The organism is Aestuariibius sp. HNIBRBA575, from assembly GCF_040932005.1.
Taxonomy (GTDB): Bacteria; Pseudomonadota; Alphaproteobacteria; order Rhodobacterales; family Rhodobacteraceae; genus CANLNM01.
Window position 1 is genome coordinate 53334 of the sequence record NZ_CP162415.1, and the last position, 15745, is coordinate 69078.

Here is a 15745-nt window from a genome sequence, read left to right on the forward strand (position 1 = left end):
CAAATAATGTGTTTGTTGATGAATTAAATCCAATTTTGTCGCAAGCTAGAACTTGTGGCATTTCGCGAAATTCTCTGTCTCAGAGAAAAGACATCTCGTCTTGGATGGGGTTCTGTGACAGGTTCCAAGGGTCGTCGCTTTAAGGTTGGCTAAGTTTTGCAAATTGCTTTTGCTTATTTTATGCTTTTTGCGTGGTTTCCGATCACCGCGCTGATTTTCCGCCGCTGGCCCGAAGGTCAGGCGGTGGTCATTTCGGTGCTGTGGGGGTATCTGCTGCTGCCTGAAAAGATCGGGATTAACCTGCCGGTCCTGCCAACCTTTGATAAGGTTCTGGTGCCGTCGCTGGCCGCGATGCTGTGTCTGTTATTGGCGCGACGCAAATCTAAAAAACAGGATCAGATCGCCGCGCGACGCGCCCGCCTAAGAGACCAAGCCAGCCCAGAAAACGGGGGGGTGGATTCCCCCAAAGCCACACGCAAATCCCGGCGCCAATATCCCCGCTGGCAGCGCTTGTGTAATTTGGTTGTCGTGATGTTGATTGTAGCCTGTTTTGTCACATGGCGGACCAATCGGGAACCGTTGTTTTATGGGCCTTTGGTCCTGCCTGCGATGCGGCCCTATGATACGTTGGCCATGGCGCAAAACCTGATTGTGGTGCTGTTGCCGTTCTGGTTGGCGCGCGCGACATTGGGCCGCCGGGATGTTTTAATCTCTGTGCTAAAAGTGTTCGTTATTGCGGGGCTGTTTTATTCGGTTCTGGTGTTGATCGAATGGCGGCTCAGCCCGCAATTGCATCGGTGGGTATACGGGTTTCATACCCATTCCTTTGCGCAACATGTTCGCGGCGGTCAGTTTAGAGCCATGGGGTTTGTGGGCCACGGGTTGCGGGTTGGGATGTTCCTGTGTCTGGCCACGATGGCCGCAGCGATTTTGGTGCGTGGTGATCCGAACCCTAAAAACCGGGTGTTATGGCTGTTTGCCTGTTTGTGGTTTTTTCCAATCCTGTATCTATCGCGCAATCTGGGCGCGACAATGCTGGCGATGGCTTTTGTGCCGTTGATCCTGATGACCGGGCGCCGGGTGCAATTGCTGGCGGCCGCCAGCCTGTCTGCGATTGTGTTGATTTATCCCTTGGCGCGGGGGGCGGGACTGATCCCGATTGATGCCATCATTGATCAGGCCGAACGGATCAATCCAGCCCGCGCACAATCCCTGTCATTTCGCCTGGATAACGAAGATCTGCTGCTGGAACACGCCAATGAAAAACCATTGGCCGGTTGGGGGCTTTGGTCACGAAACCGGGTTTTTGATGACCGGACCGGGCGCGATTTATCTGTCACGGACGGGTCGTGGATCATTCAGATCGGGGTTTTTGGCTGGCTGGGCTATTTGGGGCGGTTTTTCCTGCTCTGTATGCCACCGATCCTGCTGGCATTGCGGGGCAATCGCCAAAATTCAGGAATCGAAGCCGGGATCGGCCTGATGGTGACGGCCAACCTGGTTGACCTGATCCCCAATTCGTCGCTTGTCGCACCGCTGTTTCTATTGGCGGGGGCGTTATGGGCGGTGTTGGGACAGACACAATCCCCCCCCGAAATGGCTGTTCAGCCTCCTAAATATTCACGCAAGCGCAGGGCAGTTTCGCAATGACAGACACATTGTTAAGTTCAGATCTTCTCACCCGACCGGACACGGATAATGCGCCGGTTATTGTGGTTGGGCTCCCGCGGTCGGGGTCTTCGTTCCTCAGTCATGTTTTGTCGCAATTGCCGGATCTTTATGTGTTTGACGATCTGTATCTGCAGGACAAAGCCAAGGAGATCGGCGCAACCGGCCCCTTGGGCGAAGGCCAGCTGGACAAGTTGCTGTTTTTTCTGGGCTGGCAAATTCGGGCGCGGCTGCGATTTGGATCTTATGCTATTCCCAACATGTCCAAGGACGAAGTGGACCCGATGAATGCGGCGCTGAAACAGGCGATTGGCGCGCAACCTATTGATTGGATGGATCTGCAAAAGGAATGGATGATCCGTCTGGCACAGCGGGCAGGGAAATCCCGCTGGGGTTATAAACTGCCAAAGGCCTTTCGCAATCTGGACAATCTGCGTCGCAAATATCCGGATGCGCGGGTTGTGTTTTTGCTGCGTCAGCCCCACGACGTGCTGAAATCCTTTAAGTTTATGCCGGTGGACTCGCAGGACGGGCACCCGGATCGGTATCACCCGGTGTTTTATGCGCTGTATTGGCGGATGGCGGCGCGCGCGGCACAGCGTGAAATGCAATTACATCCCGATCGCACCTGCCTGATCACCTTTGATGCGTTAACGCGCGACACACAGCAGACGGCGGAAACGCTGTCGTCATTTTTGTCGCTTGGATCGGTGGGGGCTGTCACCAAACCGCCCCGCCCCAATTCATCCCATGGAAATGCCCCACAATCTGAGCCGGCACGTGTGTTGACTGGGCTGGAACATGCCTTGGTTTCCGGGCTTTGTAACCGTCAGATCGACGCGCTGGGATTTGAGCGTCGCCGTAAATCCATTGCCCTGTCAGATGTCGCGGATTTGGCCCGCTCAACATGGCGCAGCCTGCGGTTTCGCCTCCAAGAGCGGCGCAAGGCTAGGCTTGCCCGAAAAACACCAACCTGATCTTGGGGGAAACCTTGTGGTGGTGCCATAGCATTGGCATCAGCACCCCAATGCCAACCCCGGTGATCAGGTGGATCGGCACCGCGGTTATTCCAAGTTGCACAAGCCCAATCCGCCACCCAGCAGATAGGATTGTATGACAGAGATAGATCGCCAGCGAACATTGCCCGATCCGTTGCACCCCAGCCCAGATCGGCCTCTCTGAGCGGAGATGATGCAAGGCAAATAACAAGCCCCCAACACAAGAAACGGTTAGGCTTGATTGGGCAAAGCCACGGGGGGCAACGTCAAGTATCAGCCCGATATCACTGATGACAAACACCCCGAGCCCGACCCACAGACCGCCTGTGATCTGCGGCCATTTAAACTGACCCAGCACCATGCCCCCAAAGAAATAAGGCGCCATTTTCAGGGCTTGGTGCCATAACGGGCTCAGCCACAGACCTGATTGCAGCACGGTCATCGCCGCAGCCATGCCCCCCAGCGCCACAAAAACCGGCCATCGTCGCACAAGGGGGCGCATCAAAAGCCCCCCCAATTGCAGAACAATCAGCGCCCAGAGGAACCACAGGTGCAAATAACCGGGAACGGGCCAGCGCAAAAAGGCATCCAACCCCAGCGGGCTGTTGGCGGCACTGCCGGCCAGAACTTTGAAGGCGATAAAAATATAAGTCCATAGGCAGAGCGGGTAAAACAGTCGTTGACTGATACGCCCCACAAAGGTGACGGCTGTGCCTCGGGTTAAAAGCTGTGGAAAAAACCAGCCCGACAATACAAAAAACAGCGGCATATGAAAGGCATAGACGGCTGCATCCACCGTTTCAAAAACCGCCCCCTTCTGCAGAAGCCCGGCTTCGGCCAGGCCGCGCCAGACATGGCCAAACACCACCAATATGATCCCAATCCCTTTGGCGATATCAGGCAGAGGGATATGCTGTGGGCGGGTCATCGATCAGTTGGTGTAGTATTTTTTGCCATAGGTGCCATAGGCGCCGTAGCCGTATCGCTTTAAGCCGCGCAGATTGATGTTGTTGAGCACCAACCCATTGACCTGTGCGCCCACGCTGGCCAATTGCCCCAGCGCATCGCGCACCATTTGGCGGGATGTTTTATCCCAGCGCACATTGAACAGGATCGCATCGGCATGCTGGGCGATGATCCGGGCATCGGGCACCACCAGAACCGGCGGCGTGTCGATTATCACAAAGTCATACTGACTGCGCATATCCGCGATAAACCGGGCAAAGCTGGCGGATGACAATGTATCTGCGGCATTGACGTTGCTGGCTTCGCTCATCAAGACATCCACGCCGGTACGTTCATCAACCTGAATGGCGTCCCGTGCATCACAGCGTTCAGACAGAACCGAAATCAAGCCGCGTTCCTGCTGGGCCGTCATGTATTGGGTGAATGTCCGGCGGCGCACATCGCCTTCGATCAGTAGTACGGATTTTCCCATCCCAACCAGATTTTGCGCCAGCGCAAAGGACAGCGTGGTTTTGCCTTCGCCGGGGATAGACGATGTGGTCATGATCACTTGCGGGGGATTGTCCACATTCGACAGCAGCACCGATGTACGTAGGTTGCGCACCGCTTCGGCTGCGATTGAGGCCGGTTTAGACGCCAGATAATCCTGAATGTCCTGGCGTTTGCGCCCCGGTATTTGCGGAATGGCCCCCATGACCGGCAATTGCGCAAAGGTTTCCAGCTCAGAGGAAGTCCGGAAGGTTTTGCTCCGCATTTCCCGAATAAGCACCAAAGCAACGCCCAGCATCCCCCCCAACATCGCGCCCATCACCACAATCAGGGATTTGCGCGGCACAGCCGGTTCGCGCGGAACAACCGCATGTGACAGGATGCGGCTATCCGCTTGTTGGATGCCTTCTTGGGCGGATGTTTCTTTGAGCCGGCCAAGGAAATATTCATAGAGCAACCGGCTGGCTTCGGCTTCGCGGGTCAGCTGCTGCAGCTGGATCAGGTCCTGACCCTGGCTGGCGATTTCAGCCTCAAGCGTGACGATAGAATCCTGCACGGATTGCAATTGGGACTGGGCACGGTTGGCCTGTAATTCAGCGCGCGACAGGATTTGACGGAACTGGATGGTGAACCGTGTGGGAACCGGGGATCCATCACTGGGCAACAACGCGGTAAGCTGAGCATCATCTGCCGCGTCGGCCTGTTGCTGGGGGGTGCCATCCTGGACAGCGACCAGCGCGGCCAGATTGGCGCTGGCGGTTTCCCGCGCCACCTGCAAACCCGCCAATCGGTCGCGGCGTTCTTTTAGCTGGTTTTCCATGGCCGTTAGGGTTTCTGGGCTGATCAGTTCAGAATTGGCGCTGAATTCTGACACTTCAGCTTCTGCGCCTTCCAGTTCCTGCTGCAATTCGGCCACCCGCCCACTCAGCCATGTGGATGCGGTTTGGGTTGCTTCAAATTTTACGTCCAGTTGATACAGAATATATTGCTGGCCGACTTGGTCTGCCAAACGGGCGGCTTTGCGGGGATCTTCGCTGGTAACCACCACCTGAAACACAAAGCTGTTAGGGACGTTGCGCACGCTGACACTGTCCAGCAGCGTAGACACCACATCGGTTTGCTGGCGTTCCTGACCCGCCTCGGCGCGCGGACTTTCTAGCCCTAACCAGACTTTGATCTGACGTTTCAGAGCAGGCGGGTTGAGATGGGCGTTAAATTCCGGATCAGCGATCAGATTTTCAACCTCGGCCACCCGACCCAGTAATTCACGACTGCGCAGCACTTCGATTTCGGAATTCAGTTCGGCCGTATCCCCAGACAGGCCCGACACAACGGATGTGAGATCAACGATACTTTGTTGTTCCGTTTCCAGCATCAACACGGTTGTGGCCCGATAATAGGGGGTCGCAACCCGATAGGCATAATAGCCCGAAAGAGCCGAAAAAATCAGTAAAAACAACATTATAACAAGCTTTCCACGCCACAATGTCGTCAGCAGTTGGCCCAGATCGATCAGATCATCGTCATTTGTCTGCACAGAAGAGGGATAGGCGTTGGTCTGCGGGCTTTGGCCTGTATTCATCGTTTAGCTTCCCGTTTCGACCCAAATTGGCCGCCATCATAGTCGTTTTTTTGTCGTCAAACTGATAATCAGAGAGACATGCAATTTTGTTAACAAAGTCTCTGCTCTGTGTCAGCTTTTGCTTTTTTTGTCGAGTAATCTTTCGTTGTTATCGCCCCAAAAATAGGAGGTGGATTGGCAACAGGTGTCGCCAAATTGCCCCGGCTGCCTGCGTCAATGTTGCTCGTGTGGGCGGCTCCCGGCATAGAAGAATGATTGAAGCACGAAGCAGTTGGAATGAACAAATATGGGTCGCCTCAGAGCCAGACAGATACTGTGTGCCCTTTTGGGGGTGATATTGCCGGGTCATGTGCATGCAGAGCAATTGTCGCTTTATGGCACGCCCGGATTGGCAGATTTGCCAACGGCCATGGTTCTAGAAGACGGCAATCTGGCGCTGACATCGGGGTATTTTGGCAATAATCTGCGTCATTCGCTGACTTTTCAGATCACGCCGCGCACCTATGGTGTATTTCGCTATTCGATCATCGACGACATTGATGAATTTGCCGATACGCGTTGGGATCGCAGCTTTGATCTGCATTTTCTACTGGCCGAAGAAACATCAAACCGCCCTGCCATCGCCGTGGGGTTGCGCGATTTTGGCGGCACGGGGATTTACAGCAGTGAATATCTGGTGGCGACCAAACATGTATCCCCACGTTTGACCGTGACAGGCGGGCTGGGTTGGGGGCGTTTGGCCAATCGCGGTGGGTTTGACTCGCCGCTATCCTGGTTTTCCGATTATTTCGCCACCCGCCCTGACCCGCGCGCCGGGGACAATGATCAGACCGGGCAATTGGATGCCGGATCGTGGTTTCGCGGCGATGTGGCGCTGTTTGGCGGGCTGGAATGGCAGGCGACGGATCGTCTGAACCTGTTTGTTGAGTATTCCCCGGATCTTTATCTGAACGAACGGCAATTCAACGATATGCCCGAACCCGGCCCGATCAATTTGGGGGCCTCATATGCCTTTGAAAACGGGTTCAGCCTTGGGGCGTATTACATGCAAGGCACCGATCTGGGGCTGCGGCTGAGCTATCAGCTGGACCCGGCGCAGCCGCGTGTGCCCGGTGGGTTGGACAGCGCGCCTGTGCCTTTGGCGCCGCTCAGTTCTGTGGCCGCGGCCAGCTGGAACCAGCCGGGGGCCAGCCCCAATGCCCTACAGGATCAGGTTGCCGCACAATTGACGGCCGAGGGGCTGCATTTTATGGGGTTGCACATCACCGGCAACACCGCTCGGTTGATCATGCGCAACGACACTTATCAGGCCGAAGCCCAAGCGCTGGGACGTGCCGCGCGGGTGCTGGCCAATACTTTGCCCCCCCATGTCAGCCAATTCGACATCACCTTTGTTGTGCAGGGCATGGCACAGACCAATGTGACCCTAACCCGTGCTGATCTGTCTGAATTAGAGTTCGACCTGCAGGGGGATTGGCTCAGCCAAAGTCGGGCGCAGTTTTCGGATGCCCATGGCACAACGCCTGACTTTAACGGGTCCGAATTCGATTGGAGCCTGACACCCTATACGGCCTTTTCCCTGTTTGAACCGCAAACCCCGGTGCGGGGTGATTTCGGATTACAGCTGCATGCGCGGTATTCCCCCAATCCCGGATTGGTGTTTTCGGGCCTGATGCGTCAGCCGCTTTGGGGCAATATTGATGGATCAAACCGTCTGTCCAATTCGGTGATCCAGCACGTGCGTTCAGATGCCCTACGCTATGCCCAAGAAAGCGATCTGGAAATCAATTATCTGACGGCTGAATATTTCACCCGTCTGGGGCAGGATATGTTTGGCCGGGTCACGGTGGGCTATCTGGAAAACATGTATGGCGGTGTGTCCGGCGAAATGCTGTGGTTCCCGGTCAACAGCCGTTTGGCGGCGGGGGTCGAGTTGAATTATGCCGTGCAGCGGGATTTTGACATGCTGTTTGGGTTTCAGGATTATGACGTCCTGACCGGGCATGCATCGGTTTACTACGATCTGGGCAATGATTTTCACGCGCAACTGGATGTCGGGCGCTATCTGGCCGGGGATTACGGCGCAACGCTGTCGCTGGATCGGGAATTCAACAATGGCTTTAAGGTTGGGGCGTTTATGACCCTAACCGATGTGCCGTTTACCGATTTCGGCGAAGGGTCGTTTGACAAAGGCATTCGGATTGAGATCCCCAATAGCTGGCTGTCAGGGGAACCGTCACGCGATGCGCGGATCAGTGTCATCCGGCCTGTTGTGCGCGATGGCGGCGCACGGCTGAACGTCAATAACCGGCTTTATGGGGTGGTGCGGGATTATCGCCAGCCTGAATTGACCGATCAATGGGGGCGGTTTTTCCGATGATCATGTCTATGCGGAATGCGGCATTGGCCGGGCTTTTGCTGTTGGCGGGCTGTGGGGGGCAATGGGGCGATCAGCCACAATTTTCGCCCCGCTTTGTGCCGCTGATGCAGGCCGACGCCCCACAATTGCAGGTCCGGTTTATGGAAACTGGGCTGAATTCGACCCTGCTTTTGGCCCAGAATCGCGACGGTGTGCAAACATGGCTGGCCGCAGATGGGGCCGGTATTCTGGTCGAAGATGGCATGGTGATGGGCACCCGCGGCGTGGGTCAGGGGCTGCTGGCTGTGGAGGCCAGCGCAACCCGTCGCGCCATTCGGGCGCGCCGCGCTGGCGTGATCACCGAACGGTTCCACACCTATCTGCTGGGCGATGACACCACCCGCACACGAACTTATCAATGCCTGATCGAAACGCGCGGCGCGGCCAATGTCCTGACGGAAAATGGCAACGTCCCTGCCCTGCTTTGGGCCGAGAGCTGTAACTCTCTGGATCAAAGTTTCGTCAATCTGTATTGGATAAACCCAACAACGAGCCGCGTGATTCAATCCCGACAATGGATTGGTGATTTCAGCGGAGAAATCCTGCTTAGACCCCGCGTCTAAGCCTCACAGGGAGAAAAACATGCGTCATCTGACTGTTTTAGGTTTGGTTCTGGCAATGTCCGGGGCGTTGTCCGCCTGTGGCAACCTATATCGCAGCCCTGTTGTGGATGCAGGCGTCACCGAAGACACAGCCCTGCGGGTTGTGGCCCTGAATGGCGAAACCGTCAGCCTGGCCAATCGCGCGCCTTATGCACCGCGCACCTTGCCGGCGCTGTTTTCGCAAACGGCGGGCTATGGCAGCGGGTTGCGCGGCGCGGGCGCCTTGCCCACCCCGCCTGTGACCACGGCCCCTGCACCGGGGCGTCTGTCTTTGTCTGTGCCTCAGACCCCGGCGATTGGTCCCTATCACATCGGCGTTGGCGATGTGGTGCTGCTGGCCACCCCATCGGGGGGCAGTTCGGTGGAACAATTGTCCGGTTTGTTGGCCGCACAAAACAGTCGCCAAGGCTATACCGTGCAGGATGATGGCGCGATCCATATCCCCAATGTGGGGCGGATCGTCATTGCGGGTTCCACCCTAGAAGAAGCCGAAGCCACCCTGTTCGAAAGCCTGATTTCCGCCCAGATAGACCCGACATTCAGTCTTGAGATCGCGGAATTTAATTCACAACGCATCACCGTGGGCGGGGCTGTGGCACGTCCTATGGCTGTGCCGTTGCAACTAACCCCGTTGGTGTTGAGCGAAGCATTGGTCGCCGCGGGTGGCGCGGCATTGACGGACGAAAGCTATGCCTCGATCCGGATTTACCGCGACGGGCAGCTCTATCAGATCCCAATGGAAGACTTCCGCACCCGCCCTGACCTGCAACGGCTGCGTCTGGTGGACGGGGATTCGATCTTTGTGGACACGACCTATGAATTGAATGACGCGCAGGATTATTTCGCCCAGCAGATCACGCTGGTGGAATTGCGCCAACGGTCCCGGCAGGCCGCGCTGACCGAGTTACAGACGGAAGTGAACCTGCGCCGCGCCGAACTGGCCGAAGGACGTCAGAACTATCTGACCCGTATGGAACTGGGCGCGGTGGAACGCGACTATGTCTACCTGACCGGCGAAGTCGGCCAGCAGAGCCGCTATGCCCTGCCCTATGGGCAACAGGCCAGCCTGGCGGATGCGCTGTTTGATGGGGCCAATGGGGTGCCAACCCGCACCGGGGATGTGTCGCAGATCTATGTGCTGCGTGCGTCCAGCGATCCAAGGGATTTTGGCGCGGTCACCGCATGGCATCTGGATGCGCGCAACGCCGCCAACCTGACCCTGGCCGCCCGGTTTGAATTGCGCCCTGATGATGTGATCTTTGTGGCCGAACAGCCCGTGACACGCTGGAACCGTGTGATCCAGCAGATCACCCCCTCGCTGATCACATCAGGTGTGACAGCCGCCACGCGCTAACCGCAACAGATCGGGCCTGTCGGGGCCCGATTATTTCCGCCGGTTGGCTGTGTCTATCAGCACATCTTCGTAAGTTTTCAGCACGTCATCCCACAAAAACGCTTCGGCGTGACGATTGCGGGCTGCATCGCGGGCGGCCTGTGCGGCGGCAGGATCATCCAGCAGGCGCTGCATCTGCGCGGCAGCACTGGCTGTGTCGCTGAAATAGAACTGGCCTGCCCCGGCCGTCCAACGGTTGAACCGGTTGTCATGGGCCAGCACCGGATTGCCCGCCCCCAACGCTTCGACCAGGGACGGATTGGTGCCGCCCACCTGATGCCCATGTAAATAGGCCAGCGCATGAAACCGGATCGCGGCGACAGCGGCCGGATCATAGATCCCACCGGGGAAAATCACATTGTCCCCCGCCGCGGCCTGAACGGCGCGGTGATAGGGCACATCGTCGGACAGATTGCCCAGCACCAGACATTTGGTATCGGTCTGCAGGCTGGAAAAGGCCTGTACCATTTCGAGGATGGAATTTTCCGGTTCCGCCCGGGCGATCGAAACAAAATAGCGACCCGGTTCCAGCCCAAGATCACGCACAGGTCCGTCAGGTGCATCGGTGATTTTATCCGCCCCATAGGGGATCATCACAGGTGTTTTGAAACACCGCGCCTGCACATGTTTGGCGATTTCAGGATGGTCGGCCACGGCCACATGGCACAGATTGGCACCCGCCACTTCGTTGAGATAAAACCACGCCTTGGCGCCGATCCCCCATTTGGCGCGTTTCCATTCGATCCCGTCCATGTTCATCACCACCGGGCGGCGGCGCAGCCGTTCTAGCACGTTGAATATGGCAGTGTTATAACCCAGCACCAGATCCACGCCGGGGCGTTTGACCACATCCCGCACACAGGCCAGATCAAATTCCATTGTGCCCACGGGCCCGCCCCGTTTGGGGGTGAAATGCACCCGTTTGATGCCCTGATAATCGTCTTCTTTGGGGCCCTCTGCGGGGGCGTCGCGCTGACAATAGACCACCACATCGTGACCTTGGTCGCGCAAATAAGGCGCAAGCCGCCCCACAAAGGTTTCAAACCCCCCATGTGACGCCGGAATGCCGCGTGTTCCCAGGATGTTAACTTGCATGCGGTTTGTTCCACTCACTGTTCGGTTGCCTCGATCGCCCCTGCCAAAACTTCATTAGCAAAATTGCAAAGGTAACACACCAATCCCCTTTAAAAAAAACTGGGGAGGTCACACTGTTCATTACGATGATCAAAGCGATGTAGCTGATGAACATTCCAGCACCAGTGGTGTTTTTCAAGGCGACCCGCCAGAGAAGGGCCAAGTTGGTTATAATCAGCGCCAGTCCCAAATAACCTAATTCACCAAAAATGGAGGCAAGGTTGCTATCGATGACACCATTATAGGCCTGAATGTAAATCAAACCGCTTAGGCCCAATTGATTGTAAATCGGCGAATGTTCCGCATATGGAGAAGCGTAATTGGCAACACCAATTCCTACCGGGAAATGATCCAGAGCCAATTGCGATCCATAATACATCATGATGGACCGTGAAATTCGGATGTCGGGTTCGACAAACAGCCCGCGCAACATGCTTTGGCCGGATTGAATGATTTCAATATCCTGAAGGCCCAAATTGCCTGCAAACATGGAGAGAATTGCCGTAATCGCAGATAGCCCAACAATAAGCCAGCGCCCGCTTTGGGTTCCAATGACCACGAGCATAACGCCAATAAAGTAGCTAATGATGGCCGATCGCGTTGTTGAAATCACAAAAATATACAGCACTAGAACCGTCGCGGTGGTAAAGTGTGTCAAAGGTAACCGGCCGTGTTTTTGGACGGAATCAGCCAACCGACTGATGAGAAACAAGGCAAAAAACGTCGGGCCTGCTACATTGGTCAGGTGAAATCCAACGATCCTTTTGGTGCCAAACCGTTCGCTCAATTCGATTGGGAATGTGGCAAGGAACGTAGATTCAGCCAGATGGTTAAAGGCAAACCCCACCATCATCGTCACAATTAGAAATGTAATGAAACGTCCCGAAATTCGAACAAAGCTAAAGTGTACTAAAAACAACCCCAACCAACAAAACAGAAACAGCTTAACGTGAACGAAGCTCCCTAGGATTGTATAGAAAACTGCCCGCCCACTAGCCAACCGTCCATCCCCCCATATGAAAGACGCCAGCATGAACCACATGGCCGTCGCAAAGATGACAATGGCCAAAAGACGCAATCCATTCTGTGAAGTTTTTGACAGCAGACTATGGGGTAACAGCATCAATGCAACCAATAGAACCAGTTCGTCGACAAACCCAAATACAGGTACAAAAGTTGCCAATGCTTTACTGTAGAATAGGAGCAAAATGGTTGTCAGGATTGTCCAATGTACAATGGCTCTGCCCCAAGGGTTCCGGCGAGAGCCGTGATGTCCGTCCCAGCTGTGAGCTGATCTATCCGGCTGCATTGATGCTAAATCGCTCACTGTGCGGTCTCTCGATACCAACCCAGCAATGCGCCCAGATATTGATCCTCTGAAAACGTATCACGCGCCCGCAGGTGGGCCTGCGCACTCATATCTGTCGCCAGACCATCATCGCTATGTAATTCTGAAATCCGGGTGCGCATCTGTGTTTTATCCCCCATTTCAACAACAAACCCGGCGGTCTGATCTTGTACCACTTCGGGCAGCCCGCCCATTCGGGTGACAATCGGAACACAGCCCGTGGCCATGGCTTCGACCGCCGTCAGCCCAAAGGTTTCATGCCAGCGTGATGGCACCACCATCATCCGATGCCCCAAAAGATGGGGGATCACGTCGGCGCGGTCCAGTTTGCCTAGGATGTGAACATTGGCAAGCCCCTGCGCGCGCTGTTCCAGGTCCCCCCGCGCGGATCCGTCCCCAACAAAGGTGAACCGGGTATCGGGCAAGGTTTGTGCCACATCCAACAGGTCAAACACGCCTTTATAGGCTTCGATACGCCCAACAAACAGCACCCCGTGGCGGTCCGCCATATCCGGGATCTGATCTGGGAAAAACATGTTATCAACTGGGTTATAAAGCGTCGCAATCCGATCAGCGGGCAGACCCTGATCCACGATCATTTGCCGTTGAAAATGCGACACGGCCAAAAACTGATCGGGCGCAGATTTGGCCCCCAGCCGGTCGGCCACATACATTTCAGATGTCGATATCAGGGATCGCAGCAACGACCCTTGGTTGCAGCGATGTTTAAGTCCGGGAAAATACGATCCAACCCGGCAGTCCAAACAGGTTTCCCCGCCCCGTTGCGCCGTATAAACCGAACAAAAGCTGCGATATTCATGCAAATGCTGCACAATCCGGATGTTGCGCCGCCGCAAAGGCGCAAGGATCGACGAGGTCAGCGTGCCATAGTGAATATGCAGATGCGCCACATCTGCCGGAAACCGATCCAGCAGCGCATCCAACCGTTTGCGCGCCTGCCCCGAATATAAAAACCGTCCAATTGTGGTGGGTGAGGGTCGATAAAAATGATCCGCGCCCGGATAGATCCCATCATCGGGCTGGTCAGGGCCGCGGGCAGCAAATATCTCAACTTCGTGGCCGGCCTGCTGCAACAGACGTTTGGTCTGATGCACCATCACATCACTGCCCCCGACAATGTCGAAATGCTGCGTGATCAACAGAACCTTCATGCGGGATGATCCTGTGTGACGTCGCGCGCGGTGACCCGATCGGGACCGGACGGATACCCCATGGTTTGCAGTTCCGTGCGAAACGGCACCACCAGATCAGGGTGCAGTTCCAGCGTGGCATAACTGTCGGCTTTGTTGAGGATGGTTTTGGCGTAATCCACAAACACCGGATCATCGGCCAAATCGCAATGCGATAGCATTTGGGCCAGAACAGGCTCTGGATTCTGGCACAGATCTTCGTAGGTGAGGGTCAGAACCTGAGGGTGCTGTGCGGCCATGGCACGGGCTTCGCGCATGGACAGGATCCATTCAACTGCGGCACGATCACGGTGATCCATGCAGGTCCGCAGCTGGTCCTGCAACGGCGCCAAATCCGCATGTTCAGGCAGCAATTGATCCACAATCATCTGCCATTTACGTCCGTCACGCCCCCACCAATCATGGACCTGATCGCCGACATTTTCGCCTTTGCGTTTTGACCATCCCGTCACCGAAGAACAGGTATCCACCCCGTCGCGCAGGATCGCGATAAACCGCGCCTGCGGAAACAAGGCCAGCACAAACGGCACCCGAAACACCAATTCGGGGTATTTATCCACGACCCGACGCGCCAGCCCTACCCGCATCGCCCCGGAATAAATCCGCGCGATTTTGCGCGCCATGGCCGGGGTCGCCTCTGGGGCGGGCAGCCGGATCTGGCTGGGGGCGGTGGTGTAGGACCCGATGATATCTTCGCGACCATGGGCGGCATGCCAGATTGCTTTGGGTTCATTTAGAAACACCGTGTCGCGATGCATGGCAAACAAGGTGCCCAACACAGTGGTCCCCGACCGGCCTGTACCGATGATATAAACGGGGCGATCCGCACCTTTGCGCATTGGGATCATCTGCGCCAGCCGATACCCGGCAAAAACAAGCCCGTTGATCCATTGCCCCTTGGTGGTCAGGGGGCGGCCTTCTATCAAGGCCCAAGACAGCACCCGACCGGGAATTTTCATCGGCCGCTTGCGCAGCATTGTTTTGTCGATCTGGGCAACCATCAGCGACCCCAATCCGCAAAGCTCTGGCCCGTCAGTCGTTCCAGTTCCTGCCGGTCCGGGGCAAATTGCGCCGTTAGATGGGCCTGTGTCTGAGCGGTGATTTTTTCAGGAGGCTGGGCCATCAACGCCACGATCCGTTCCTTTATACGCCCTCGCAATGTGCGCGGTAGTAATTTGCGCAATGTCTTCACCCCAAACCGGCGATTGATCAACAGATCGCTGGCGAATTTGTTGTTGATCACTTGGGTTTTGTTGGTTTGTCCCAGACTTATGTTTTCAGCCAATGGGGACAAGCCCGCAAAATCCAACACCTCATTTGCCACAGCGATTGGGTCACGTTTGAGCGCTTCAAAGGTAATCACCCGCACCTGATCAGGCCCAAATGTGTCCAGATACCGGGCCACTTGCGGCGCATAGGTGCTAGCGGCGATATATTGCCCCATGGATTGCCATTCCCAGTCCGGTTGCCGTTCTGGCCGATCCAGAGCCGTGCTAAAATCCGGGGCCGTTTCCGCCCCACTGGCCTGCATATGACGATAGGCCGAAAAACTGCGCTGCACCGGATCACGTAACAAAATGACGATTTTCGCATCCGGGCGCACCGCTTTGATCCGCATCGCGGCCTGCTCTGAAACCAAATAAGTTGGGCAGATTTCGGCGCATAGTCGCCCCCCGGCCTGCGCAAAGAGGTCCAGATAGGCGGCATGCGTTTGAATTGGCCAGACCTTTGCGCCGCTTAAATTGTCAGGCAATGCGCCATCATGATTGAAAAAATGGCTTTCTTTGCGGTCGGCTAGGAACAGGTCGGGATGCTGGCGCAACAAAGCATAAAGCGTTGTTGTCCCCGATTTTTGGGCCCCGACAACAAATAAGCCGGGGTAAGAGGCTACATTTCCCATAAAGATAAATCCTTTTTGAATGATCCCTCTGGGCG

General features: G+C 55.9%; 12 protein-coding genes. 5 read left to right on the top strand and 7 right to left on the bottom strand.

The features are described 5' to 3' along the window. Positions 1-180 precede the first annotated feature (180 nt). Together AB1F12_RS16970 and AB1F12_RS16975 are read left to right on the top strand one after the other, a co-directional pair. Positions 181-1650, top strand: a complete 1470-nt coding sequence (locus AB1F12_RS16970; protein WP_368188414.1) for a hypothetical protein — start codon at positions 181-183, stop codon at positions 1648-1650. Further along, positions 1647-2645 carry a sulfotransferase gene (locus AB1F12_RS16975; protein WP_368188415.1) on the top strand — a complete coding sequence of 333 codons (999 nt, stop codon included), beginning with the start codon at positions 1647-1649 and terminating at the stop codon, positions 2643-2645. The genes AB1F12_RS16970 and AB1F12_RS16975 overlap by 4 nt, the downstream gene beginning before the upstream one ends. Here AB1F12_RS16975 and AB1F12_RS16980 read toward each other — a convergent pair. Both AB1F12_RS16980 and AB1F12_RS16985 read right to left on the bottom strand, forming a co-directional pair. Then, positions 2617-3594 carry an acyltransferase family protein gene (locus tag AB1F12_RS16980; RefSeq protein WP_368188416.1) on the bottom strand — a complete coding sequence of 326 codons (978 nt, stop codon included), beginning with the start codon at positions 3592-3594 and terminating at the stop codon, positions 2617-2619. The two genes, AB1F12_RS16975 and AB1F12_RS16980, sit on opposite strands and share 29 nt — an antisense overlap. Positions 3595-3597: 3 nt before the next feature. Then, positions 3598-5703 (bottom strand): polysaccharide biosynthesis tyrosine autokinase, encoded by a 2106-nt coding sequence (locus AB1F12_RS16985; RefSeq protein WP_368188417.1) that lies wholly within the window; start codon positions 5701-5703, stop codon positions 3598-3600. Between the two features lie 337 nt (positions 5704-6040). On the opposite strand from AB1F12_RS16985, the gene AB1F12_RS16990 reads away from it, so the two are divergent. From AB1F12_RS16990 to AB1F12_RS17000, 3 genes are read left to right on the top strand one after another with little or no spacing between them, the layout of a single operon-like run. Further along, positions 6041-8083 carry a YjbH domain-containing protein gene (locus tag AB1F12_RS16990; RefSeq protein ID WP_368188418.1) on the top strand — a complete coding sequence of 681 codons (2043 nt, stop codon included), beginning with the start codon at positions 6041-6043 and terminating at the stop codon, positions 8081-8083. 8 nt (positions 8084-8091) lie between these two features. Next, the gene (locus tag AB1F12_RS16995) at positions 8092-8685 is read left to right on the top strand and encodes a YjbF family lipoprotein (protein ID WP_368188419.1); all 594 of its coding nucleotides are present in this window, start codon (positions 8092-8094) and stop codon (positions 8683-8685) included. 19 nt (positions 8686-8704) lie between these two features. Continuing rightward, the gene (locus AB1F12_RS17000; protein ID WP_368188420.1) at positions 8705-10078 is read left to right on the top strand and encodes a polysaccharide biosynthesis/export family protein; all 1374 of its coding nucleotides are present in this window, start codon (positions 8705-8707) and stop codon (positions 10076-10078) included. A gap of 30 nt (positions 10079-10108) precedes the next feature. On the opposite strand, the gene AB1F12_RS17005 is transcribed toward AB1F12_RS17000, so the two are convergent. Genes AB1F12_RS17005 through AB1F12_RS17025 form a run of 5 tightly spaced genes read right to left on the bottom strand, consistent with a single transcriptional unit; the run spans position 10109 to position 15710 of the window. Next, a complete protein-coding gene (locus AB1F12_RS17005; RefSeq protein ID WP_368188421.1) occupies positions 10109-11212 on the bottom strand; it encodes a DUF1972 domain-containing protein in 1104 nt (367 codons plus the stop codon). Next, a complete protein-coding gene (locus AB1F12_RS17010; RefSeq protein WP_368188422.1) occupies positions 11202-12578 on the bottom strand; it encodes a hypothetical protein in 1377 nt (458 codons plus the stop codon). Before AB1F12_RS17010 ends, AB1F12_RS17005 begins: the two co-directional genes overlap by 11 nt. Further along, on the bottom strand, positions 12575-13771 hold the full coding sequence (locus tag AB1F12_RS17015) for a glycosyltransferase family 4 protein (RefSeq protein ID WP_368188423.1): 1197 nt from the start codon (positions 13769-13771) through the stop codon (positions 12575-12577). Before AB1F12_RS17015 ends, AB1F12_RS17010 begins: the two co-directional genes overlap by 4 nt. After that, positions 13768-14811, bottom strand: a complete 1044-nt coding sequence (locus tag AB1F12_RS17020; RefSeq protein WP_368188424.1) for a sulfotransferase — start codon at positions 14809-14811, stop codon at positions 13768-13770. The genes AB1F12_RS17015 and AB1F12_RS17020 overlap by 4 nt, the downstream gene beginning before the upstream one ends. After that, positions 14811-15710, bottom strand: a complete 900-nt coding sequence (locus AB1F12_RS17025; RefSeq protein ID WP_368188425.1) for a sulfotransferase — start codon at positions 15708-15710, stop codon at positions 14811-14813. Before AB1F12_RS17025 ends, AB1F12_RS17020 begins: the two co-directional genes overlap by 1 nt. Positions 15711-15745: the final 35 nt, after the last annotated feature.